General features: G+C 72.7%; 19 protein-coding genes, 1 pseudogene and 1 riboswitch. Of the genes and pseudogenes, 15 read left to right on the forward strand and 5 right to left on the reverse strand.

Translation table 11 applies throughout. The annotated features are described in order from the left end of the window. Window positions 1-623 precede the first annotated feature (623 nt). From ACFZAU_RS17490 to ACFZAU_RS17500, 3 genes and pseudogenes are all read left to right on the forward strand, one after another. The gene (locus ACFZAU_RS17490; protein ID WP_500552864.1) at window positions 624-2,261 is read left to right on the forward strand and encodes a thiamine pyrophosphate-binding protein; all 1,638 of its coding nucleotides are present in this window, start codon (window positions 624-626) and stop codon (window positions 2,259-2,261) included. 35 nt (window positions 2,262-2,296) lie between these two features. Then, window positions 2,297-2,362, forward strand: a pseudogene (locus tag ACFZAU_RS17495) (hypothetical protein); the annotation flags it as partial. A 170-nt stretch (window positions 2,363-2,532) separates the two neighbouring features. Next, on the forward strand, window positions 2,533-2,778 hold the full coding sequence (locus tag ACFZAU_RS17500; protein ID WP_500553045.1) for a hypothetical protein: 246 nt from the start codon (window positions 2,533-2,535) through the stop codon (window positions 2,776-2,778). 13 nt (window positions 2,779-2,791) lie between these two features. Here ACFZAU_RS17500 and ACFZAU_RS17505 read toward each other — a convergent pair whose 3' ends face one another. Together ACFZAU_RS17505 and ACFZAU_RS17510 are read right to left on the reverse strand one after the other, a co-directional pair. Beyond that, window positions 2,792-3,484, reverse strand: coding sequence for a response regulator (locus tag ACFZAU_RS17505; protein WP_500552865.1), 693 nt, complete (start codon window positions 3,482-3,484; stop codon window positions 2,792-2,794). After that, window positions 3,481-5,136: an ATP-binding protein gene (locus ACFZAU_RS17510; protein WP_500553039.1), complete on the reverse strand. Its 1,656-nt coding sequence runs from the start codon at window positions 5,134-5,136 to the stop codon at window positions 3,481-3,483. Before ACFZAU_RS17510 ends, ACFZAU_RS17505 begins: the two co-directional genes overlap by 4 nt. A gap of 231 nt (window positions 5,137-5,367) precedes the next feature. Between ACFZAU_RS17510 and ACFZAU_RS17515 the strand changes: the two genes are divergently transcribed. From ACFZAU_RS17515 to ACFZAU_RS17525, 3 genes are read left to right on the forward strand one after another with little or no spacing between them, the layout of a single operon-like run. Continuing rightward, window positions 5,368-6,183, forward strand: coding sequence for an ABC transporter ATP-binding protein (locus ACFZAU_RS17515; protein ID WP_500552866.1), 816 nt, complete (start codon window positions 5,368-5,370; stop codon window positions 6,181-6,183). Continuing rightward, entirely contained in the window at window positions 6,173-7,051 is an 879-nt protein-coding gene (locus tag ACFZAU_RS17520) for an ABC transporter permease (protein WP_500552867.1), read from the forward strand. The genes ACFZAU_RS17515 and ACFZAU_RS17520 overlap by 11 nt, the downstream gene beginning before the upstream one ends. Window positions 7,052-7,098: 47 nt before the next feature. Beyond that, the gene (locus ACFZAU_RS17525) at window positions 7,099-8,139 is read left to right on the forward strand and encodes an ABC transporter substrate-binding protein (RefSeq protein WP_500552868.1); all 1,041 of its coding nucleotides are present in this window, start codon (window positions 7,099-7,101) and stop codon (window positions 8,137-8,139) included. Here the strand turns inward: ACFZAU_RS17525 and ACFZAU_RS17530 are convergent. After that, complete coding sequence (locus tag ACFZAU_RS17530) at window positions 8,106-9,011, reverse strand: ferredoxin family protein (RefSeq protein WP_500552869.1); 906 nt, start codon at window positions 9,009-9,011, stop codon at window positions 8,106-8,108. The two genes, ACFZAU_RS17525 and ACFZAU_RS17530, sit on opposite strands and share 34 nt — an antisense overlap. Before the next feature lie 233 nt (window positions 9,012-9,244). On the opposite strand from ACFZAU_RS17530, the gene ACFZAU_RS17535 reads away from it, so the two are divergent. The 5 genes from ACFZAU_RS17535 to ACFZAU_RS17555 all read left to right on the forward strand — a co-directional run bounded on the left by ACFZAU_RS17535 (window position 9,245) and on the right by ACFZAU_RS17555 (window position 15,538). Continuing rightward, entirely contained in the window at window positions 9,245-10,252 is a 1,008-nt protein-coding gene (locus ACFZAU_RS17535) for a LacI family DNA-binding transcriptional regulator (RefSeq protein WP_354796787.1), read from the forward strand. A 247-nt stretch (window positions 10,253-10,499) separates the two neighbouring features. Beyond that, window positions 10,500-11,912: an extracellular solute-binding protein gene (locus ACFZAU_RS17540; protein WP_329185275.1), complete on the forward strand. Its 1,413-nt coding sequence runs from the start codon at window positions 10,500-10,502 to the stop codon at window positions 11,910-11,912. 37 nt (window positions 11,913-11,949) lie between these two features. After that, entirely contained in the window at window positions 11,950-12,924 is a 975-nt protein-coding gene (locus ACFZAU_RS17545; protein WP_354796785.1) for a carbohydrate ABC transporter permease, read from the forward strand. Window positions 12,925-12,938: 14 nt separating this feature from the next. Continuing rightward, the gene (locus ACFZAU_RS17550) at window positions 12,939-13,820 is read left to right on the forward strand and encodes a carbohydrate ABC transporter permease (RefSeq protein ID WP_500552870.1); all 882 of its coding nucleotides are present in this window, start codon (window positions 12,939-12,941) and stop codon (window positions 13,818-13,820) included. A gap of 98 nt (window positions 13,821-13,918) precedes the next feature. Further along, window positions 13,919-15,538 (forward strand): glycoside hydrolase family 13 protein, encoded by a 1,620-nt coding sequence (locus ACFZAU_RS17555; RefSeq protein WP_500552871.1) that lies wholly within the window; start codon window positions 13,919-13,921, stop codon window positions 15,536-15,538. A 98-nt stretch (window positions 15,539-15,636) separates the two neighbouring features. Here ACFZAU_RS17555 and ACFZAU_RS17560 read toward each other — a convergent pair whose 3' ends face one another. After that, window positions 15,637-18,087 (reverse strand): DNA gyrase/topoisomerase IV subunit A, encoded by a 2,451-nt coding sequence (locus tag ACFZAU_RS17560; protein ID WP_500553040.1) that lies wholly within the window; start codon window positions 18,085-18,087, stop codon window positions 15,637-15,639. Window positions 18,088-18,295: 208 nt separating this feature from the next. Between ACFZAU_RS17560 and ACFZAU_RS17565 the strand changes: the two genes are divergently transcribed. The 4 genes from ACFZAU_RS17565 to ACFZAU_RS17580 all read left to right on the forward strand — a co-directional run bounded on the left by ACFZAU_RS17565 (window position 18,296) and on the right by ACFZAU_RS17580 (window position 23,228). Beyond that, window positions 18,296-19,648: a M16 family metallopeptidase gene (locus tag ACFZAU_RS17565; RefSeq protein ID WP_499601844.1), complete on the forward strand. Its 1,353-nt coding sequence runs from the start codon at window positions 18,296-18,298 to the stop codon at window positions 19,646-19,648. Window positions 19,649-19,665: 17 nt separating this feature from the next. Further along, a complete protein-coding gene (locus tag ACFZAU_RS17570; protein ID WP_499602004.1) occupies window positions 19,666-21,036 on the forward strand; it encodes a M16 family metallopeptidase in 1,371 nt (456 codons plus the stop codon). A 332-nt stretch (window positions 21,037-21,368) separates the two neighbouring features. Beyond that, a riboswitch (cyclic di-AMP (ydaO/yuaA leader) is annotated at window positions 21,369-21,525 on the forward strand. Window positions 21,526-21,540: 15 nt separating this feature from the next. Continuing rightward, window positions 21,541-22,302: a M23 family metallopeptidase gene (locus ACFZAU_RS17575; RefSeq protein ID WP_500552872.1), complete on the forward strand. Its 762-nt coding sequence runs from the start codon at window positions 21,541-21,543 to the stop codon at window positions 22,300-22,302. Window positions 22,303-22,535: 233 nt separating this feature from the next. After that, window positions 22,536-23,228, forward strand: coding sequence for a GntR family transcriptional regulator (locus ACFZAU_RS17580; RefSeq protein WP_499601842.1), 693 nt, complete (start codon window positions 22,536-22,538; stop codon window positions 23,226-23,228). Window positions 23,229-23,445: 217 nt separating this feature from the next. Here ACFZAU_RS17580 and ACFZAU_RS17585 read toward each other — a convergent pair whose 3' ends face one another. Beyond that, window positions 23,446-23,727 carry an HPr family phosphocarrier protein gene (locus tag ACFZAU_RS17585; protein ID WP_499601841.1) on the reverse strand — a complete coding sequence of 94 codons (282 nt, stop codon included), beginning with the start codon at window positions 23,725-23,727 and terminating at the stop codon, window positions 23,446-23,448. Window positions 23,728-23,824 lie beyond the last annotated feature (97 nt).

Raw genomic sequence — 23,824 nt, forward strand, 5'->3', positions numbered from 1 at the left:
CTCCGTGGGCCTGATGACGGCCGGCACGGTCTTCGCCCTCGCCGTGCGCAAGGTCGACCTGTCGGTCCGCGGGGTCCACACGCCGGGCGTGACCGTCGGTGCGGTCTGGCTTCGCGACGGCTGGTTCCCCGTGGGCGGGGGCCGCCGCGGTCCTGGTGGTGTCGGCGCTGCTCGGGGCGGGCAACGCGGTCATCGCGACGTACGTGGGTCTGGCGGCCGTCATGGCCCCTGGCTTCATCTCCGGGGACCCGGCGATCGGCCAGGGGTACGAACTCGCCGCCTTCGCCGCCGACCGCGCCCTGTGCCGTGTACGCGGCCGCCAAGCACGCCCAGGTCGGGCTGATGCGCGGCGCGGCACGCGAGTGCGCCGCTGCGCGGCATCCGCGTCGACACCCTCCACCCGGGCCCGGCCGACACCCGTGCGGCGCATCGAGACCGTCGCCACCGGGCAGCCTTCCGAGCATGCGGCCGGGGCGTTCGACGGGATGAGCCCCTCGGCCGGCACGCGGCACCCGAGGAGTTCGCCCGCACCGGCTCCACCTCGCGGGCGACGACGCGAGCTTCACCACCGGAGCCACCGTCGTGGTCGACGGCGGCATGACCGTACGAGAGGCGTCCCCGCCATGACGACCGCGCTGAAGGCCCTGCTGGAGATCCTCGCCGACGAAGGGGTGGACCGGGTCTTCGGCAACCCGGGCACCACCGAACTGCCCTTCCTGGTGGCGCTGTCCGGGCCGGGGCCGGTGCCCGGGTACGTGCTCGGCGTCCAGGAGGGCTCGGTCGTCGCGATGGCCGACGGATACGCCCGTGCCACCCGGCGTCCCGCCTTCGCCAGCCTGCACATCGCCGCGGGCACGGCCAACGGTCTGATCGGGATGCTCAACGCCCGGCGTTCCCGCACCCCGCTGGTCGTCATGGCAGGCCAGCAGGACCGGCGGCACCTGCTCCAGGACCCCATGCTCGCCGGGGACCTGGTGGCCCTCGCCTCCGGAGCGGCCAAACGGGCGGAGGAGGTGCACCGGCCCGAGGACCTGCCGCTGGTGCTGCGGCGCGCCTTCGCGCTGGCCCGGCAGCCGCCGCAGGGGCCGGTGTTCGTCTCCGTGCCCATGGACGTGCTGGAGGACGCCTCGCCCGTGGAGGTCCCGGCGCGCTCACCGCTCGCGCCGCCCGGACCGGCCGGTGGACTCGACCGGGCGGCGGCCCTGCTCGCCGCCGCCGAACGGCCCGCGGTCGTCGCCGGTGACGGGGTCGGCAGGGACGGCGCTGTGGCGGCGCTGGTCCGGGTCGCCGAGGCGCTCGGCGCCGTCACGTACCACCAGCCGATGAACGACCACCTGGACTTCCCCGGCTCCCACCCGCTGTACGCCGGGCCGCTGCCGCCCGTCAACGCCCGCATCCACGAGCGGCTGAAGGGCCACGACGCACTGCTCATCGCCGGCTGCCGCGCTTTCACCCCGCACCACTACAGCGCCGGCCCGCCCGTCCCGGATCATCTGACGGTCGTCCAGATCGACGCCGACCCCGCCGAGCCGGGCCGCAACTTCCCCGTGAGCCTCGGTCTCACGGGCCCGTTGGAGTCCTCGCTCGCCGCGCTCGCCGGCCACGTGGCCCGGCTGGTCCCCGAGGAGACCGCACGCGAGCGGGCACGGGAGGCCGGCGCACGGCACTCGGAGGCACGGGAACGGCTCGCGCGGCGCGCCCGGTCGGCGCGGGGTGGCTCACCGGTCGACCCGCTCGCCGCAGCGCACGCCCTGGCCGGCGCGCTGCCGGAGGAGGCGGTGCTCGTCGAGGAGTCGATCACCGTCGGGGTGCACCTGCGCGGTGTGCTGCACCGGGACCGGCCGGGCGGCTTCGTCCACACCGTCGGCGGAGGCCTCGGCTGGGGCATCGGCGCGGCCGTCGGCCACCGGCTCGGTGCGCCGGAACGCCCGGTGGTGGCCGTGCTGGGGGACGGCTGCGCCATGTTCGGGCTGCAGGGGCTGTGGAGCGCGGCACACCACCGGGTGCCGGTGCTGTTCGTCGTGATGGCCAACGGCCAGTACCGCACCCTGAAGGACACCCTCGACACCCGGGGCGGCAGCCCCGCCGTCCCCCACCCCGGCCTCGACCTCGGCGAGCTCGACTGGCGCCTCGCGGCACGCTTCTTCGGCATCCCAGCGGTGCGCGTGGCCGGTACGGAGGAACTCGCGGAGACCGTGGCGGCGGTACGCGGGCTCGACGGCCCGCTGCTGGTCGAGGTCCCCTTGCGGGGGCACGCGTGAACGCCGGAGACGCGAGCGTGCCCGAGAGCCGTTCGATGCCGGCCCGCGGGGCCGCGCTGCTCGGCGCCTTCGCCGCGGGCGAGGACGGGGTCCCGCTCGGCGAACTCGCCGCCCGCACCGGCCTGCCCGAGTCCACGGTGCACCGGCCGCTCGGCGAACCGGCCTCCGTCGGCCTCGTCGAGTGCGGGGTCGGACGGGTACCGGCTCGGCGTCGCCCTCTTCGAACCGGGCCGGCGGGTGCCGCACCGGCCGCCGAACCGGCCGCCGCTCCATGCGGGTCATCTCCCAGGTCGGCGGCCGCCTCCCCGCGTACCGCACCGCCACCGGCAAGGCGCTGCTCCGGCAGGACCTCGTCCGCACCCGTGCCCGCGGCTACGCCGTCAAACGGGAGGATACCGAGGTCGGCGTCTCTGCCGTCGCCGTCACCGCCGCCACGCGGGGGCTGCGGCCCGACCGTGTCGTGCCCGTGGTGTGCGCTGCGGCGCGGGCGCCGGGCCGTGGACTCGCCCGCCGGTGAGCGGTGAACGGGCTCAGCCGGTGCGCGCCCACGCGTAGCGGTGCTCGGGGCGGCCGGTGTCGCCGTACTTGAGGGTGAGGCTGATCCGGCCCTCGCGCTCGAGGAACTTGAGGTAGCGCTGCGCGGTGGAGCGGCTGATGCCGGCGCGTTCGGCGACCTCGTGGGCGGAGAGCGGGCGCGCGGCCTCGGTGAGCACCGTGCGCACCAGGTCGGCGGTGGGCGCCGAGTGGCCCTTGGGCAGCTCCGCCGGGGCCGCACCGGTGGTGCGCAGCGCGCCGAAGATGCGGTCCACCTGCTCCTGGCCTGCCTCGCCGCGGCCACCGACGCCGTCGAGCGTGCGGCGCAGCGCCGCGTAGGCGTCCAGCTTGCCCCGCAGCCCGGCGAAGCTGAACGGCTTGACGAGGTACTGCAGAGCTCCGGAGCGCATCGCCGCCTGCACGGTCGCCACGTCGCGGGCGGCCGTCACCATGATGACGTCCGCGCTGTGGCCGAACTGCCGCATGCGCCGCACCAGGGTGAGGCCGGTCTCGTCCGGGAGGTAGTGGTCCAGCAGGACGAGGTCGACGTGCGTGCGCTCCAGCGTCGCCATCGCGTGGGCCGCGGTGTGGGCGCGGGCGGTCACCCGGAAACCGGGGACCTTGGCGACGTACGCCGCATTGATCTCGGCGACGCGGAAGTCGTCGTCCACGACCATGACGTCGATCACCGGGCTCCCCCCAGGGACGCGGCGGACTCGGCGGATGCCGTGGGCGCGGAGGGTGCGGTGGACGCCGCCGTGGTGAGTTCCGTCCCCGCCAGCGCTTCCGGCAGGACGACGGTGAAGACCGCGCCGCCGCCCGCGCGGGCGGTGACCCGGGCCATGCCGCCGTAGCGTTCGGCGAGCCGCCGTACGAGCGCGAGGCCGAGCCCGCGGCCGCGGTGGGCCGGGGACCGCTTCGTCGTCCAGCCCTCGGCGAAGATCCGCTCGCGCGCCTCGGGCGGCACCCCGGGACCGTCGTCGGACACCCGCAGCACGACCGTCGTCCCCTCCGCGCGCAGTTCCACCTCGACGAGCGAACGGGCCGCGTCCAGGGCGTTGTCGATGAGGTTGCCGAGCACGGTGACCAGGTCGCGGGGGTCCACGACCCGGTCGGGCAGCAGGGTGCCGGGGGAGACCGACAGGGCCGCGCCCCGCTCCGCGGCGATCGCCGACTTGCCGACGAGCAGGGCGGACACCAGCGGGTCCCTGACCCGTTCGGCGACCTGTTCCGCGGAGGCCCGCTGGGCGTCGGCGACCTCACCGACGAACTCCACCGCCGCGTCGTACAGGCCGAGTTCGAGCAGCCCGAGCAGGGTGTGCAGCCGGTTGGCGTGCTCGTGGTCCTGGGCGCGCAGCGCGTCCAGCAGGCCGTGCGTGCTGTCCAGCTCGCGGCCCAGCCGTTCCAGTTCGGTGCGGTCGCGCAGGGTGGCCACCGCGCCGCCGTCCCCGGTCGGCATCCGGTTGGCGACGAGCACCCGCGCCCCGCTGACGGTGAGCAGGTCGGTGCCCGCGACCCGGCCGGCCAGCACGTCGGTCGTCCGCCCGGGTGGCAGCACCGCGTCCAGCGCCCGCCCCTCGGCGTCCGGGCCGAGCCCCAGCAGCCGCTGCGCCTCGTCGTTGAGCAGCCGCACCCTGCCGTGGGCGTCCAGGGCGATGACGCCCTCCCGGATGCCGTGCAGCATCGCCTCGCGCTCGTCGAGCAGCGCGGAGATGTCGGCGAAGGCCAGCCCGTGCGTCCGGCGCTGCAGCCGCCGCGACACCAGCAGCGCCGCCAGCACCCCGACGCCGAGCGCGGCGCCCGCGTACAGCAGCAGCACCGGGACCGTCGCCAGGAGCCGTTCGCGCACGCTGTCGTACGCGATGCCGACCGACACCGCGCCCACAATGCGCCCGCCGTCGTCGCGCAGCGGCACCTTGGCGCGCGCGGAGCGGCCGAGGGTGCCCCGGTCGATCTGCATGATCTCCCGCCCCGAGAGGGCCACGCTGGGGTCGGTGGAGACGTGCCGGCCGATCTGGGTGACGTCCGTGTGCGACCAGCGCACGCCCCGGGTGTCCATGACGACGATGTACAAGGCGCCGGTGGCCCGGCGGATCCGCTCGGCCTCCTCCTGCACGGGCCCGGTGACGCTGGGCCGGGTGCCGAGCAGGTCGCGGGCGAGCCCCGGGGTCGCGGCGGTGGTCTGCGCGATCGACAGCGCCTGCCGCATCGCCTGCTGGTCCAGCTGCGAGCTGAGCGGCGCCAGGAACAGCCCGGTGGCCAGGGTGATCACGCCGGTGGTGAGGACCACCTGGACGAGCAGCACCTGCGCGAAGACACGGCGGGGCCAGCGGATGCGCATGTACGTCACCCCTGTCCTCCCCGGTGTTCCGCGCCCTTGCGGAACCCGCTCGTCCGTTCGCCCGGCTGTGAACGCAACGTAGACGCGGCCGGCACCCGCTGCCCAGCCCCTGTGGCCCTTTCGTTGCCGGAGCGCGAGCAAAACGAGCAGAACAGCGGGTTGTGGGCGCAAGGCGGAGTTGTGACCGCAAGGGTGCCGCCGTGACCCGGGCCGCACCTACCGTCCCGGCGCATGAGCACACACACCAGCCCCGCCATCGAACTGCGGGGTGCGAGCAAGGCGTTCCGGACCCCGTCCGGGGCCCTCCACACCGCCGTCCGCGACCTCGACCTGACCATCGGGCGTGGGGAGTTCGTGGCCGTCGTGGGTCCGACGGGCTGCGGCAAGTCCACGACGCTGACCCTGGTCAGCGGGCTGGAGGAGCCCACCGAGGGCGAGGTGCTGGTCGCCGGCGAGCCGGTGCGCGGCATCGGCGGCAAGGTCGGCTTCGTCTTCCAGCAGGACGCCGTCTTCCCCTGGCGGACCGTGCTGTCCAACGTCATGGCCGGCCCGCGCTTCCGCGGCGTGCCCAAGGCCGAGGCAAGGGAACGGGCCCGCGAGTGGCTCACCCGCGTCGGCCTGTCCGCCTTCGAGGACCGCTACCCGCACCAGCTGTCGGGTGGCCAGCGCAAGCGCGTCGCGCTCGCCGCGACCTTCGTCAACGACCCCGAGATCCTGCTCATGGACGAGCCCTTCTCCGCGCTCGACGTGCAGACCCGCGCGCTGATGTCGGACGAGCTGCTGGAGCTGTGGTCCGGCACGGGCGCCTCGGTCGTCTTCGTCACCCACGACCTGGAGGAGTCCATCGCGCTCGCCGACAGGGTCGTCGTCATGACCGCCGGGCCGGCCACGGTCAAGGAGGTCTTCGCGATCGACCTGCCGCGCCCGCGCCGGGTCGAGTCCGTGCGGCTGGAGCCGCGGTTCATCGAGATCTACCGGGAGATCTGGGCCTCGCTCGGCGAAGAGGTCCGCATCACCCGCGAGAGGAGTGCGGCCGATGTCGCCTGAGACCGTGGCGGCCCCCTCGGCCGCGGCCGTCAAGGACCCCGCGGGCGGCGACCGCGCCCGCTCGCGCGCCCGCGCCGCCCGCAACCGCGGCTACCTCGTCCAGGGCAGCCGCGTGCTGCTCCTGGTCGCCGTCCTCGGGCTGTGGGAGTCGCTGGCCAGGGCCGGGGCCGTCGATCCCTTCCACTTCTCGATGCCCTCCCGGATCTGGGAGCAGATCCGCACCTGGGCCGTGGACGGCACCGCGCAGGGCTCGTTGTGGGAGCAGATCTGGTACACGCTCTACGAGGCCCTGCTCGGCTGGGCCATCGGCGTCGTCGCGGGCGTGGTGCTCGGCATCGCCCTCGGACGGGTCCGCTTCCTCGCCGACGTGCTCGGGCCGTACATCAAGGTGCTCAACGCGCTGCCGCGTATCGTGCTCGCCCCGATCTTCCTGATCTGGTTCGGACTCGGCCCCGCCTCCAAGGTGGCCTCGGCGGTCGTCCTGGTCTTCTTCCCGGTCTTCTTCAACGCCTTCCAGGGCGCCCGCGAGGTCGACCGCAACCTGGTCGCCAACTCCCGCATCCTGGGCGCCCGCGACCGCCAGGTCACCCTCCAGGTCGTCGTCCCCTCGGCCACCTCCTGGATCTTCACCAGCCTCCACGTGAGCTTCGGCTTCGCCCTCATCGGCGCCATCGTCGGCGAGTACATCGGCGCCACCAAGGGCCTCGGCCTGCTGGTCGCCGCCTCGCAGGGCACCTTCAACTCCGCCGGCGTGTACGCCGCGATGGCGATCCTCGCGGTCGTCGCGCTGCTCGCCGAGGGCCTGCTGACCTTCCTGGAGAAGCGGCTCTTCCGCTGGAAGCCGACCGAGGCCGGCTCCGCCCGCTGACCCCGCCACCGCCTCCCGCCCACCCCCTCCACAAGGACGTGAACCAGATGCGCACGCCCCTCAAGGCCGCGGCAGCCCTCGCCGCCTCCGCCCTCGCCCTGACCACGCTCACCGCCTGCGGCGGCGACTCCACCGCCTCCGGCTCCGGGGGCGGTGGCGACAAGGTCAAGATCATGGTGGGCGGCCTGGACAAGGTCATCTACCTGCCCGCGATGCTCACCGAGCGGCTCGGCTACTTCGAGGCCGAGGGCCTGGACGTCGAACTGCTCACCGAACCGGCCGGCGTGCAGGCCGAGACCGCGCTCGTCTCCGGCGACGTGCAGGGCACCGTCGGCTTCTACGACCACACGCTCGACCTCCAGGTGAAGGGCAAGCAGGTGGAGTCCGTGGTGCAGTTCTCGCAGGCGCCCGGCGAGGTGGAGATCGTCTCCAACGCGGCGGCCGGCGAGCTGAAGGGCGCCGCGGACTTCAAGGGCAGGAAGCTGGGCGTCACCGGCATCGGCTCGTCCACGGACTTCCTCACCAAGTACCTCGCCGTCAGCAACGGGGTGAAGACCAGCGAGTTCACCCCGGTCGCGGTCGGTGCCGGCCAGACCTTCATCTCCGCGATGGAACAGGGCTCGATCCAGGGCGGCATGACCACGGACCCGACCGTGGCGACGATCCTGGACAAGGGGCTCGGCAAGGTGCTCATCGACATGCGCACGCCGGAGGGCTCCCGGCAGGCGCTCGGCGGGCTCTACCCGTCCTCCAGCCTGTACATGCAGACGGAGTGGGTCGACGGGCACAAGGAGACGGTGCAGAAGCTCGCCAACGCCTTCGTGAAGACGCTGCGCTGGATGTCCACGCACAGCGCCGCGGAGATCGCCGCGAAGATGCCCGCCGACTACGCGCAGGGCGGCGGGCAGGACCTCTACGTCAAGGCGATCGAGAGCACGCTGCCGATGTTCACCAAGGACGGCGTGATGCCCGAGGGCGGCCCCGAGACGGTGGAGCGGGTCCTCAAGGCGTTCAACCCCAACCTGCAGAACACCAAGGTGGACCTGAGCAAGACCTACACGACGGAGTTCGTCAAGAGCGCCGGCTGAATGCCGCTGATCTCCATCCGCAGCGGCGCCCCCAGGGCCGCTCCGCAGCTCTCGGGCCGGGGCGGCTCCGCCGCGACCGGCGTCACCTCGACGTCCCAGGCCCGGCCGTCGAGGTGCCGCACACGGGTGCCGTGCTCACCCTCCACGGTCAGTGCCTCGGCGCGCAGTTCGCCGGTCAGGCGCCGCACGGCCAGTTCGGCGGCCTGGCCCGGACGCTCCCAGGCGGAACGCCCGCGGCAGCCCTCCAGCACCATGTCGCCCTCGCGGGCGGCCGTCAGCACCTGCCGGGCCAGCTCGGCGTCGACCCGGCCGTAGGCGTAGCCGTACGGCAGCACCAGCATCGTCGGCGAGAACCGGTGCCCGCCCAGGTGGGTCACCTCCCACACCTCGCCGAGCCCCGAGGCGGCCAGCTCCGCGGCGAGGGGCCGGCCCTTGAGGGCGCAGCAGCGGTCCCGCTTGCCGTTGGTGCAGACGAGGGCGAGCGGGTCGCCCTCGTACGGCATCCCGAAGCCGCGGTGGTCGCCGCGGCCCAGTGCCCCGAAGTCCAGGCCCAGCAGCGTTCCCGGGTCCTCCACGACGGCCTCCCGCACCCACGTGCCGCCCGGCACGGTGTGCGCCACGTACGCCGTGCGCCGCCGCAGGTCGTGCCGGTCCGCGTGCCGCCCGGGCCGCCGGATCAGCCCGACCCGCACCCCGGTCCCGGCCGCGGCCCGCTCCAGCGCCCTGCCCACCCGCGGATCCAGGTGGCTCCCGGTCAGCGCCTTGGGGCCCCAGGGCCCGGGCTGCTCAAGCAGCAGCCAGGTCCGCGCGGTGGCGGCCGTCGCGGCGACGGGCTCCGACAGCGAGCTGGAAGCGGAGGTGCAGGTGCTCATGAAGGTAAGCCTAACCTTCCGCATCACCCCCGGCTCTCCAGCCCCACCTGTCGGCACCGGGAAGGGTCGTGAATCCTGCCAGTCAGGACCGGCGGTCGCTGTATTGGGGCAGGTTGGGGACGAGACGGCGCTTGTGTCCCGGGTGTCCCGGCGGCGTGGCGGTGTCCCCCGGGTCTCGATGGACTTGCGCAAGAGCGCAAACCACTTGCATGTCATGTCGTATGCTTGCGCGCATGACGCGACGGCTTGCCGAAGTAGCGAAGAAGGTCGGGGTCAGTGAGGCCACCGTCAGCCGTGTGCTGAACGGGAAGCCGGGGGTGTCGGAGGGCACCCGGCAGGCGGTGCTCACGGCGCTCGACGTGCTGGGGTACGAGCGGCCGACGCAGCTGCGGGGGAACCGTGCCCGGCTGGTCGGGCTGGTGCTGCCGGAGCTGCAGAACCCGATCTTCCCGGCCTTCGCCGACATCGTGGGCGCGGCCCTCGCCCAGCAGGGCCTGACCCCGGTGCTGTGCACCCAGACCGCGGGCGGGGTGTCGGAGGCGGACTACGTCTCGCTCCTGCTCCAGCAGCACGTCTCCGGCGTGGTCTTCGCCGGCGGCCTGTACGCGCAGGCGGACGCGCCGCACGACCACTACCGGCTGCTGGCGGAGCGGAACCTGCCGGTGGTGCTGATCAACGCCGCCATCGAGGACCTGGGCTTCCCCAGGGTGTCGTGCGACGACGCGGTCGCCGTGGAGCAGGCCTGGCGGCACCTGTCCTCGCTCGGCCACGAGCGGATCGGCCTGCTGCTCGGGCCCACCGACCACATGCCGTCGCGGCGCAAGCTGACCGCGGCGCGGGCCGCGGCGGCGGCGGGCGGCGGGTCGCTGCCGGACGAGCACGTCGGGCGGGCGATGTTCACGCTGGAGGGCGGCCAGGCCGCGGCCGCCAAGCTCTGGGAGCGCGGGGTCACCGGGATCATCTGCGCCAACGACCCGATGGCCCTGGGCGCGGTGCGGGCGGCGCGCCGGCTGGGGCTGTCCGTGCCCGGTGACGTGTCCGTGGTCGGCTACGACGACTCCGCGTTCATGACCTGCACCGACCCGCCGCTGACCACGGTGCGCCAGCCCATCGAGGCGATGGGCCGCACCGCCGTCGAGCTGCTCGCGCTGAAGATCGCGGGCAAGCAGGTGGCCTCCGACGAGCTGCTGTACGAGCCGGAGCTGGTCGTCCGCGGGACGACGGGGCCCGTGCGCGGCTGACGGCCGCACGCCCACCGGACCGGGCGGTTCCGACGACGTCGGAACCGCCCGGTCCGCGTTTGCGGCCTCGGGCTTCGCGCTCCGTCCCCGGCGTTCGCGGCTTCGTTGCCGAGCTGCGCAAGGCGGTCAATGTTTTGCGAAATCTGCGCGAGATATTGCGGTCATCTGTTTGTGGTGCTTGAGTGTGCGACGCCCCCGCTGCGTGTGGTCGGGGGTCTTCCACGCTCATGCCCGAAGGGGACCACCGATGAGAAGCTCCTGGTTCCGCCCCGCCCGCCGTGCCACCGCGGCCACGCTCGTCTCCGCGCTGGCCCTGGCCGCCCTGACCGCCTGCGGTACCAGCAGCAGCGCGGACAACGACAACAACGCGGGCGGCGGTTCGTCCGACCCCACCGCCCCGCTGGACCCCAAGGCCAAGGTCACGCTGACCATCGACTGCATGCCGCCGGCCGCGAAGAAGGCGGAGCTCAAGGAGTGGAAGGAGGACGTCGCCACCTTCAACAAGCAGTACCCGAACGTGACGATCGACGGTAAGTCGACGCCCGGTCAGTGCGAGGAGCCGGCCCGGTTCACGGCCGCGCTGAAGGCCAAGTCGCAACCGGACGTGTTCTACACGTACTTCACCGACCTGCAGCAGGTGCTCGACAACGACGGCGCCGCCGACATCAGCGCGTACGTCACCGACAAGACCGTCCCGGCGCTCGCGGACATCGACTCCAACGTGCTCGACGTGCTGAAGAAGGACGGCAAGCTCTACGGGCTGCCCACCAGCAACTACCGCATGGGCCTGCTGATCAACCGCAAGCTCTTCGGCCAGGCCGGCCTCGACCCCAACAAGCCCCCGGCCACGTGGGACGAGGTGCGCACCGCGGCGAAGGCCATCGCGGGCGTCGGCAAGGGCGTGTCGGGCTACGGCGAGTACAGCGCGCAGAACACCGGCGGCTGGCACTACACCGCGACGATGTACGGCCTGGGCGGCGACGTCGTGTCCGCCGACGGCACCAAGGCGGCCTTCAACACCGACCTCGGCAAGGAGATCGTGCAGAACCTGCACGACATGCGCTGGACCGACAACAGCATGGGCCAGACCCAGCTGCTGAAGTGGGGCGACCTGCAGAAGCAGATGGCCACCGACAAGCTCGGCATGTTCCTGGCCGCACCCGACGACATCACGTACATGGTCCAGCAACTCGGCGCCGACTACGCCAACTTCGGCATGGGCCCGATCCCCGGCGGCAAGGCCACCCTCTTCGGCGGCAACGACTACATGATCAAGAAGGGCAGCTCGCCCGACAAGATCAAGGCCGCCATCGCCTGGCTGAACTTCAAGACCCTCACCCCCGGCAAGGGCCAGTTCGACTACGCCCGCAGCAAGACGGACGGCCTCCCCGTCGGCCTGCCGCAGCCGGCCTTCTTCACCGGCGCCAGCAAGACGAAGGACGACCAGCTGAAGGCCGCCAGCGCCACCATGCCGGTCGAGAACTTCCGGGCCTTCATGGACAACCCGGTCCCCGGCAAGGCCGAGCCGCCGAAGGCGCAGGAGATCTACAAGGTCCTGGACAACGTGATGTCCGGCGTCCTGACGAACAAGAACGCGGACGCCGCCAAGCTGCTGTCCACCGCGGAGACCCAGGTCAACCAGGTCCTCGCCAACCAGTAGCCCAGGCCCCCTCGGCCCCCGGCACCCAGGAGCGACGATGTCGGCCCCCAGCGCCCCCACCCTGCCCGCCAGCACTCCCGCGAAGAGCCGGTCGCGCCGTACGGTGCGCCGCCCCGCCCCGGACGGCCGACGTCCGGGGCGGGCCGGCCGCGCCCTGCGCCGCAACCTCACCGCGCACGCGTTCCTGATCGGCGCCGTGCTGTGCTTCGCGTTCTTCTCGTGGTACCCGATGGTGCGGGAGTTCCTGCTGGCCTTCCAGAAGACCGAGGGCGGGCAGACCACCTGGGTCGGCTGGTCCAACCTGAACTACGTCTTCCACGACCCCGCGTTCTGGCAGGCCTGGCGCAACACCCTGCTCTTCACCGGCCTGGCCCTGCTGCTCGGCTTCGCGGTGCCCTTCTTCGTGGCACTGCTGCTCAACGAGATGCGGCACACGCGGGGTTATCTGCGGCTGCTGGTGTACCTGCCGGTCATGCTGCCGCCGGTGGCCTCGGTGCTGCTCTTCAAGAACTTCTACAACCCCGAGTACGGCCTGTTCAACCGCATCCTGGAGACGCTGCACCTGCCCACCCAGCAGTGGCTGCAGTCCACCGACACCGCCATGCTCTCGGTGGTCATCGCCTCCACCTGGATGAACATGGGCGGCGCCACCCTGATCTACCTGGCCGCCCTCCAGGGCATCCCCGGCGAGCTGTACGAGGCCGCCGAACTCGACGGCGCCGGACTGCTGCGCAAGATCTGGCACGTGACGATCCCGCAGACCCGGCTCATCCTGTCGCTGATGCTGCTGATGCAGATCATCGCCACGATGCAGGTCTTCACCGAGCCCTTCCTGCTGACCGGCGGCTCGGGCCCGGAGGGGTCCACGACCACCGTCGTCTACCTGATCTACCAGTACGCCTTCAGCTTCAACAACTACGGCGGTGCCGCGGCGCTCGGCCTGGTGCTGCTCGTACTGCTGGCGATCTTCTCCGCCGGCTACGTGCGGCTCAGCCGCGCCGCGGACGAGTAGGACGGGACACACCGATGAGCAGCAGCACCCGAACGCTGATATCGCCGACGCAGCTGGCGAGCCGCCGCGGCAAGATCGTCTACCGGACCGTCCTCGCCCTGGTTCTGGTCGCCTTCACGCTCGTCTTCCTCGGCCCGCTGTACTGGATGGCCTCCAACGGCCTGAAGTCCACCCAGGAGTTCGCGCAGATCCCGCCCACCGCCTTCCCGCACGCGATCCACCCCGAGAACTACAAGAGCGCGTGGGACGTGATGGACCTGTCCCACCTGCTGCTCAACACCCTCTGGTACGCCTTCGGGGCGCTCGCCTTCCAGCTCCTGTTCGACGTGGCGGCCGCCTACTCGCTGTCCAAGCTCCGCCCGGTGCTCGGCAACGTGATCCTGGGGATGATGCTCGCCACGCTGATGATCCCGGCCACCGTCCTGGTCGTACCGCAGTACCTGACGGTGTACGACGTGCCGATCTTTGAGCGCAACCTGCTCAACTCGCCCTGGGTGATCTGGCTGCCGTCGGTCACCAACGCCTTCAACATCTTCCTGCTGAAGCGGTTCTTCGACTCGGTCCCGCAGGAACTGCTGGACGCCTCCGCCATCGACGGAGCCTCCCCGCTGCGCACCCTGTGGTCGATCGTCCTGCCGATCTCCCGCCCGATCCTCGGAGTGGTCTCCATATTCGCGATCGTCGGGGTCTGGAAGGACTTCCTCTGGCCGATGCTCACCCTGCCCGACCCGACGAAGCAGACGCTCAACGTCGGCATCTACTCGCTCGCCAGCGGGGTGCCGGAGAACTGGCTGCTCGCGGCCATCGCGATGGCCTCGGTGCCCACCCTGCTGATCTTCCTGATCTTCCAGCGCAACATCATGAGCGGCCTCACCGCCGGCGGCCTCAAGGGCTGAGACCCGGCCCCGGCGGCCTCCGGCCGCACCCGTCCAGTACCACGCCGCCCGCCACGGGGCGGGCGGCGCGGTCCCAGCTGCCCGAAAGGACCAGTCACGTGGCAGACACCCACCCGGCCGAGGCCACCGACGCGTGGTGGCGCGGCGCCGCCATCTACCAGGTGTACGCACGCAGCTTCGCCGACGGAGACGCGGACGGCACCGGCGACCTCGCCGGGGTGCGGTCCAGACTGCCGTACCTGGCCGCGCTGGGCGTGGACGCGCTCTGGTTCAGCCCCTGGTACCCCTCGCCGATGGCCGACGGCGGCTACGACGTCGCCGACTACCGCGCCATCGACCCGGCGTTCGGCACCCTGGCCGACGCCGAGAAGCTGATCGCCGAGGCGCGCGCCCTGGGCATCCGCACCATCGTCGACATCGTCCCCAACCACGTCTCCGACCGGCACGTCTGGTTCCGGGCGGCCCTCGAGGCCGGGCCGGGCAGCGCCGAGCGCAAGCTGTTCCACTTCCGCACCGGCCGCGGCGAGGACGGTGAACTGCCGCCCAACGGCTGGCGTTCGCAGTTCGGCGGCTCCGCCTGGACCCGGCTCCCGGACGGCGACTGGTACCTGCACCTGTTCGCCCCGGAGCAGCCGGACCTCAACTGGGCCCACCCCGCGGTGCAGCGGGAGCACGAGGACGTCCTGCGCTTCTGGTTCGACCGCGGCGTGGCCGGCGTGCGCATCGACTCGGCCGCCATGGTCGCCAAGGACCCGGACCTGCCCGACTTCGTGGAGGGCACCGACCCGCACCCCTACATCGACCGCGACGAGCTGCACGACATCTACCGCTCGTGGCGCGCCGTCGCCGACTCCTACGACGGGGTGCTGATCGGCGAGGTGTGGCTGCCGGACACCGAGCGCTTCGCCCGCTACCTGCGGCCCGACGAGCTGCACACCGCCTTCAACTTCGACTTCCTGGCCTGCCCCTGGGAACCGGAGCGGCTGCGTGCCTCCATCGACGGGACGCTCGCCGCGCACGCCCCGGTCGGGGCGCCGGCGACCTGGGTGCTGGCCAACCACGACGTCACGCGTACCGTCACCCGGTACGGACGACGCGACACCGGCTTCGCCTTCGCCACCAAGGCCCACGGCATCCCCACGGACCTGGAGCTGGGCACCCGTCGTGCCCGCGCCGCCGCCCTGCTCACCCTGGCCCTGCCCGGCTCGGTCTACCTCTACCAGGGCGAGGAACTGGGACTGCCCGAGGTCGAGGACATCCCCGCCGAACTGCTGCAGGACCCGATGTACTTCCGCTCCGGCGGCACCGACCCGGGCCGTGACGGCTGCCGGGTGCCGCTGCCCTGGTCGGGCGACGCGCCGCCGTACGGCTTCGGGGGCGACCGGCCCTGGCTGCCGCAGCCGTCGGACTGGGCGCGCTACACCGCGGAGGCGCAGGAGACGGACGCCGGCTCGATGCTGAGCCTGTACCGGACGGCGCTGCGGCTGCGCCGCGCCGAACCCGGCCTAGGCGAGGGCCCGATGGCATGGCTCGACGGTCCCGGCGACGTGCTCGCCTTCCGCCGCGAGGGCGGCTTCGCCTGCGTGCTCAACCTGTCCGGGGACGCCGTCGGGCTCCCCGCGCACCGGCAGCTCCTGCTGGCCAGCGGACCGCTCGCCGACGACGGCCGGCTGCCCCGGGACACCTGCGTGTGGCTGCGCCTGGACGAACCGGCCTGATCCGGCGGGACAGCGGCGTACGCGTCCTGACACCGCGTACGCCGAGGGGCGCGGCACCCGCACAGGGTGCCGCGCCCCTCACCGTTCGGGCCGGCCGGTCAGACCGGTCCGGCGACCACCGAGACGCGCTTGGTGAGGGCCACGCCGGAGCCGTCCCGGCGCGGGTCCTTCGGCGGGAGGTCGGCCGGCGCGCCCGTGGAGGTGGCGGCCCGGGCGGGGGTGCCACCGGCCCAGGCGAGCAGCAGCATGTCCTCGCCCTTCAGGAAGCGCTGGCAGCGCACACCGCCGGTCGCCCGTCCCTTGCGCGGGTACTGGTCGAACGGCGTGAGCTTGGCCGTGCCCTCCTCGGCCCCGGCGAGTGCCTCGCGGGTCCCGGCGAGGGTGAACACCACGGCGTCGGCCGAGGGGTCGACCGCGGTGAAGGAGATCACCTTGGCGCCGTCCGTCAGCTTGATGCCGGCCATGCCTCCGGCCGGGCGGCCCTGCGGCCGCACCTGGCCCGCGGGGTAGCGCAGCAGCTGGGCGTCGTCGGTGATGAAGACCAGGTCCTCCTCGCCGGTGCGCAGCTCGACGCCGCCGACGATGCGGTCGCCCTCCCGGAGCGCGATGACCTCCAGGTCGTCCTTGTTGGCCGGGTAGTCCGGCACGACGCGCTTGACCACGCCCTGCTCGGTACCGAGCGCGAGGCCGGGGGAGGACTCGTCGAGCGTGGTCAGGCAGACCACCTGCTCGTCCGCCTCCAGCGACAGGAACTCCGCGAGCGGCGCCCCGCCCGCCAGGTTCGGCGCGCCGGAGGGCTCCGGCAGGATCGGCAGGTCGATCACGGCGATCCGCAGCAGGCGCCCGGTGGAGGTGACCACGCCGATGTCGGCCCTTGCCGTCGTCGGGATCGCCGAGACGATCACGTCGTGCTTGACCCGCTTGCCGTCGAGCGGCGCCAGGGCCTCCCCGTTCGCCGTACGGGCCAGCAGCCCGGTGGAGGAGAGCAGCACGCGGCAGGGGTCGTCGGCGACCTCCAGCGGTACGGCCGCGACGGGCGCCGCGCCCGGCTCCATCAGCAGGGTGCGGCGTTCGGTGGCGTACTTCTTGGCGACCGCCGCCAGCTCCGCGCCGACCAGCTTGCGCAGCTCGGCGTCGGACTCCAGGATCGCGGTCAGCTCCTCGATCTCCGCGGTGAGCCTGTCCCGCTCGGACTCCAGTTCCATCCGGTCGAAGCGGGTCAGCCGGCGCAGCGGGGTGTCGAGGATGTACTGGGTCTGGATGTCCGACAGCGCGAAGCGCTCGATCAGGCGCTCCTTGGCCTGGGCGGCGTTGTCGCTGGAGCGGATGATCGAGATGACCTCGTCGATGTCGACCAGGGCGACGAGCAGGCCCTCCACCAGGTGGAGGCGGTCGCGGCGCTTGCCGCGGCGGAACTCGCTGCGGCGCCGGACGACCTCGAAGCGGTGGTCGAGGTAGACCTCCAGCAGCTCCTTCAGGCCCAGCGTGAGCGGCTGGCCGTCGACCAGCGCCACGTTGTTGATGCCGAAGGACTCCTCCATGGGGGTCAGCTTGTAGAGCTGCTCCAGGACGGCCTCGGGGTGGAAGCCGTTCTTGATCTCGATCACCAGCCGCAGGCCGTGCTCGCGGTCGGTCAGGTCCTTGACGTCCGCGATGCCCTGCAGCTTCTTGGAGCCGACCAGGTCCTTGATCTTGGAGATGACCTTCTCCGGGCCGACCGTGAACGGCAGCTCGGTCACCACCAGGCCCTTGCGGCGGGCCGTCACGTCCTCCACGGACACCGTGGCGCGGATCTTGAAGGTGCCGCGGCCGGTCTCGTACGCGTCCCGGATGCCGTCCAGGCCCACGATCCGGCCGCCGGTCGGCAGGTCCGGGCCGGGGACGTGGCGCATCAGCGTCTCGAGGTCCGCGTTCGGGTGGCGGATCAGGTGGCGGGCGGCGGCGATGACCTCGCCGAGGTTGTGCGGCGGCATGTTGGTCGCCATGCCGACCGCGATGCCGGAGGCGCCGTTGACCAGCAGGTTCGGGTAGGCGGCCGGCAGGGCCACCGGCTCCCGCTCCTGGCCGTCGTAGTTCGGCGTGAAGTCGACGGTGTCCTCGTCGATCGACTCCACCATCAGCATCGCGGCGGGGGTCGTACGGGACTCCGTGTAACGCATCGCGGCCGGAGGGTCGTCGTTGCCGAGCGAGCCGAAGTTGCCGTGGCCGTCCACCAGCGGCACGCGCATCGAGAACGGCTGCGCCATGCGCACCAGCGCGTCGTAGATCGAGGCGTCGCCGTGCGGGTGGAGCTTGCCCATCACCTCGCCGACGACGCGGGCGCACTTCACGTAGCCGCGCTCGGGGCGAAGCCCCATCTCGTTCATCTGGTACACGATCCGGCGGTGCACCGGCTTGAGCCCGTCGCGGGCGTCGGGGAGCGCACGCGAGTAGATGACCGAGTAGGCGTACTCGAGGAAGGACCCCTGCATCTCGTCGACGACGTCGATGTCGAGGATGCGCTCCTCGAAATCGTCCGGCGGCGGGGTCTTCGTGGTGCGGCGGGCCATCAGGGCGCTGCTCCTTCGGCTGGACCTCATCGGATAAGGACACGGGACTGACGCGGACCATTGTGGACCGCCCCACCGACAGCCCGGACCACCCCCCCCCGGCTCATACGTGGCGGTGACGGGAACTTCGCGGGCCGTTTGTCCGCTGCCTAGAGTGGCAGGTCTCAGCACAAAACAACGAGTACGCGACCGGAAGGACAGCTTGCCCATGGGTCACACGGCCACGCCGGAGGCAGATTCCGGCGGCCTCACCGCGACCGAGCACCGCCTGGCCAACGGCCTGCGCGTCGTGCTCTCCGAGGACCACCTCACCCCGGTCGCCGCGGTCTGCCTCTGGTACGACGTCGGTTCCCGCCACGAGGTGAAGGGCCGTACCGGACTCGCCCACCTCTTCGAGCACTTGATGTTCCAGGGTTCGGAGAACGTCAAGGGAAACGGCCACTTCGAACTGGTCCAGTCCGCCGGCGGCTCCCTCAACGGCACCACCAGCTTCGAGCGCACCAACTACTTCGAGACCATGCCGGCCCACCAGTTGGAGCTCGCGCTCTGGCTGGAGGCCGACCGCATGGGCAGCCTGCTGTCCGCGCTGGACCTGGAGAGCCTGGACAACCAGCGCGACGTGGTCAAGAACGAGCGCCGTCAGCGTTACGACAACGTCCCGTACGGAACGGCCTTCGAGCGTCTGACGGCTATGGCGTACCCGGACGGCCACCCGTACCACCACACCCCCATCGGTTCGATGGCGGACCTGGACGCCGCCTCCCTGGAGGACGCGCGCGCCTTCTTCCGGACGTACTACGCGCCGAACAACGCCGTCCTCTCGGTCGTCGGCGACATCGACCCGGAGCAGACGCTGGCCTGGATCGAGAAGTACTTCGGCACCATCCCGTCCCACGACGGCAAGCCGGCGCCCCGGGACGGTTCACTCCCGGGGGTGATGGGCGGGCAGCTCCGCGAGGTCGTCGAGGAGGACGTCCCCTCGCGCGCGCTGATGGCGGCCTACCGGCTGCCGCACGACGGCACCCGCGAGGCCGACGCCGCGGACCTGGCGCTGACCGTCCTCGGCGGCGGTGAGTCCTCGCGGCTGCACAACCGCCTGGTACGCCGGGACCGCAGCGCCGTCGCGGCCGGGTTCGGGCTGCTGAGGCTGGCCGGGGCGCCGTCGCTCGGCTGGCTCGACGTGAAGACGTCCAGCGGCGTCGAGGTGCCCGCCGTCGAGGCGGCCGTCGACGAGGAACTGGCCCGCTTCGCCGAAGAGGGCCCGACCCCCGAGGAGATGGAGCGGGCCCAGGCCCAGCTCGAGCGCGAGTGGCTGGACCGGCTCGCCACCGTCGGCGGCCGTGCCGACGAACTGTGCCGCTACGCCGTGCTGTTCGGCGACCCGCAGCTGGCCCTGACGGCCGTCAGGCGCATCCTGGACATCACGGCCGACGAGGTGCGCGCCGTCGCCGCGGCCACCCTGCGGCCCGACAACCGCGCCGCGCTGGTCTACGAGCCCACCGGCTCCGCGGCCGCCGCGGGCGAGGACTCCGACGAGGACGAGGAGGGCGCGGACCAGTGACCGACGTCCACACCACCATGACGTTCCACCCGCAGCCCCGGCCGGGGCAGCCCAAGCCCTGGGACTTCCCGGCCCCCGAGCGCTCCACGCTGCCGAGCGGGCTGACGGTGCTGCGCAGCCGGCGGCCCGGCCAGAAGGTCGTCGCCGTGGAGGTGCTGCTCGCGGCGCCGCTCGACGCCGAGCCCGAGGGCCTCGACGGCGTCGCCACGATCATGGCGCGGGCGCTGTCGGAGGGCACCGACAAGCACAGCGCGGAGGAGTTCGCCGCCGAGCTGGAGCGGTGCGGGGCCACCCTCGACGCCCACGCCGACCACGCCGGGGTCCGGGTCTCCCTGGAGGTCCCCGTCTCCCGGCTCGACAAGGCCCTCGGCCTGCTCGCCGACGCACTGCGCGCCCCGGCGTTCCCGGACGGCGAGGTCGAGCGGCTGGTGAACAACCGCCTCGACGAGATCCCGCACGAGCTGGCCAACCCGGCCCGGCGCGCCGCCATGGCGCTGTCCAAGGAGCTCTTCGCCGCCGAGCTGCGCTGCTCCCGGCCGCGCCAGGGCACCGAGGAGACGGTCGCGCGCATCGACGCGGAGGCCGTCCGCGCCTTCTACGACACGCACGTGCGCCCGTCCACCTCCACGGTCGTCGTGGTCGGCGACCTCGCGGGCATCGATCTGGACGCGCTGCTGGCGGGCACGCTGGGGGAGTGGAGCGGCAAGCCCGGCGAGCGCCGCCCGCTGCCGGCGATCACCGCGGACGACACCGGACGCGTCGTGATCGTCGACCGGCCCGGGTCGGTGCAGACCCAGGTGCTCATCGGACGTGCAGGGGCGGACCGCCACGATCCCGTCTGGGCCGCCCAGGTGCTCGGTACGTACTGCCTCGGCGGCACGCTGACCTCGCGCCTGGACCGCGTCCTGCGCGAGGAGAAGGGCTACACCTACGGCGTGCGGGCCTTCGGGCAGGTGCTGCTCTCCACTCCCGAGGGCACCGGGGCCTCCCTGCTGGGCATCAGCGGATCCGTGGCGACCGACGTCACCGCGCCCGCGCTGGCCGACACCTGGCAGGTGCTGCGCACCCTGGCGGCGGAGGGGCTCACCGACGAGGAGCGCGACGCCGCCGTGCAGAACCTGGTCGGTGTCGCCCCACTGCGCTACGAGACCGCCTCGGCGGTGGCCGGCACGTTCGCCGACCAGGTCGAGCAGTCCCTGCCGGACGACTTCCAGGCGCGGCTCTACGAGCGCCTGGCCGTCACCGGCACGGTCGAGGCGACGGCGGCGGCCGTCAACGCGTTCCCCCTCGACCGGCTCGTGGTCGTCCTCGTCGGCGACGCCTCCGTCATCGCGGACCCGATCCGCGAGCTGGGCATCGGCCCGGTCGAGGTCGTCACGGGCGGCTGACCGGCACCACCCCCACCGCGGCCCCGGGCGCCCTCGCGGCGCCCGGGGCCGCGGTGCGCGAACGGCCGGGGACGGCCGCGCCGGTGGTCCGTGACGCCGGTCACCCGGTCCGCACCGCGTCCCCACCCCTCCTCGCCGCCGCCGCGCAGGGGCCTTCCGCGGGCGCGCGGACCGCCGCGGAGCTGCGGCGTCGCGGTATTGCGGACGGTTGCGACCGGTTGGCGGCCGGTGTGGCATCCCGCACATATTGCCGGATTTTTTTGGAACGGGAAGCAACGCCTGGTTAACGTCCTCGGGTTGCCCGGCGGAAGCAGCCGCCTCCCGCGGCACCGGAGCAACGATCGCCGAGTCCCCGTCGGGCGTGAGCCTGGGGAGCCGGGGACCCACATGAGAAGTCCCTGGGGTGAATCGGGCGGCGTGCCGTCGCCCGTAGGAGACCTTCCTGCTCCGAACCCGTCAGCTAACCCGGTAGGCGAGAAGGAAGGAAAGGATCTCCGCCTGCCCATGGCGTCGTTCTCGATACGCTCCACCCTGGCCGGCGCCGCCGCGCTGACCACCGTCACCACCGGCGCGTTCGTCGTGCCCGCCGCGGCCGCCGACGCCGGCACCGGGGGGTCAGCCTTCGCCCGCTGCGCGGCCGTCGCCGACGACCTCGCCACGCACCTCGCCGACCAGGCCTCGGCCCAGCACCGGGCCGCCGTCGTCGCCCAGAAGCGCCATGACGCCAAGGTCGCCAAGGCCAGGCGCGCCGCCCGTGAGCGTGCCGCCGAGGAGGCCGCCGCCAAGGCGGCCAAGGCCAAGGCGGCGCGGAGCGGCACCGCGCACGCGTCGCGGAGCGCAGCGGCCGGCCGGGGCACGCTCGGCGGCTGGACGCTGCCGGTCGCCGGTTCCATCGGCACGCCGTACCACGCGACCAGCAGCCTGTGGTCCTCCGGCTACCACACCGGCGTCGACTTCGTGGCCTCCGTCGGCACCCCGGTGCACGCCGCCGGTGCGGGCACCGTCGTCGAGGCCGGCTGGGGCGGCTCGTACGGCAACAACATCGTGATCCGCCACGCGGACGGCATGTACACCCAGTACGGCCACCTGTCCTCGCTGGACGTGTCCGTGGGGCAGACCGTCTCCGCGGGCCAGCGGATCGGCCTGTCGGGCGCCACCGGCAACGTGACCGGGCCGCACCTGCACTTCGAGGCCCGTACGGCCCCGTCCTACGGCTCCGACGTGGACCCGCTGGCGTACCTGCGCTCCAAGGGCGTCCGCGTCTGAGCGACCATCCGACCATTCCCCTCCCCCCACCCGAAGGCCCCGGTCCCCCCGCCGGGGCCTTCGGCATGCCGGCGTTTCCCGGCCGCGGGTGTGTCCGAAAACGCTCCATGAATTCAGGACGCCCGTCGGAATCGACGCCGCGCTGGAATAGAGTCGCGGCAGAAACGCCGGCTCCTCCGTTGCGCGCGGATCAAAAGGACGGCCGTCGGCGCGCACCGGAAGGAATCTGCGATGTGGGGTCGGACGTGAACGGGAGCGGCGCTGCGGGCCGCCGGATTTCCGCCGCAGCCGTGTGCGCGGCGATCCGTGACGACATCGTCAGCGGGTTCTTCGCGCCGGGCAGCCGGCTGACCGAGGAGCAGTTGGCCAAGCGCTACGGGGTGTCCCGGGTCCCGGTGCGCGAGGCGCTGCGCACCCTGGAGTCCGAGGGCTTCGTGCGCACCCGCCGGCACGCCGGGGCGTCCGTCGCCGAGCCCACCGACCAGGAGGCCGCCGACCTGCTGGACATCCGTGCCCTGCTGGAGCCGCTGGGCGCCGCCCGGGCGGCGCAGCGGCGCACCGAGGCCCATGTGAAGGTGCTGCGCGGACTCGTCCGGCTGGGCCAGGAGCGTTCACTGCGGCGCCAGTCGTCGGACCTGCCCGCCCTGGACGGCTGGTTCCACGAGACGCTGGCCCAGGCGTCCGGCAGCCCGACCCTGGTGGCGCTGCTGACCCAGCTGCGGCACAAGATCGCCTGGGTCTACGCGGTGGACACCCCGGACCGCGCCGTGGAGTCCTGGGCGGAGCACGGGGCGGTCGTCGACGCGGTGGCGCGCGGTGACGCGGAGCGGGCCCGGCGGCTGACGGCGGACCATGTGGAGCGGGCGACGGCGGCACACCGGTTGCGCCGTCCGCAGAGCACGGGGCGCGGCGCCGCGGCGCGGTGAGGAATCCGAAACACGCCGTACACATGTCGAGCGGCCGGGTTTAACAGAAGTGCCGTATACAAAGCGGGGAATGGTGGGCGGAGGTATTTCCGCGTTCCCCGCGCGGTGCGCCGCCGGGAATTCCCCCGGAATGACGGAGGGGCGGGTCCCGAACGAAATCCGGCCGGATTTCGTTCGGGACCCGCCCCTTTTGCCGTACCGCGCTGCCGCGCGTGTGTCAGACGGTCTCGGGGAGCTCGTCCAGCCCCTCGGAGACGAGCTTGGCGAGGCTGTCCAGAGCGGCGTCCGCGCCCTCGGCGTCGGAGGCGAGCACGACCTCCTCGCCGCCGGCCACACCCAGGCTCAGCACGGCGAGCATCGAGGCGGCGTTGACGGGGGCGCCGTCCGCCTTGGCGATGGTGACGGGCACACCCACGGCGGTGGCGGCGCGGACGAAGATCGAAGCGGGACGTGCGTGCAGGCCCTCGGCCCAGCCGATGGTGACGCGGCGCTCAGCCATGGTGTTGCCCTTCGGGATCGTTCCTAAGGAGGTCTAGACCAGTCTGCCATGCCTCGGACACCGGTCCGTCCCCCACATCGTCGCACCGGTTCCGCGG

It is taken from the genome of Streptomyces sp. NPDC008238 (genome assembly GCF_042956445.1).
Classification (GTDB): domain Bacteria; phylum Actinomycetota; class Actinomycetes; order Streptomycetales; family Streptomycetaceae; genus Actinacidiphila.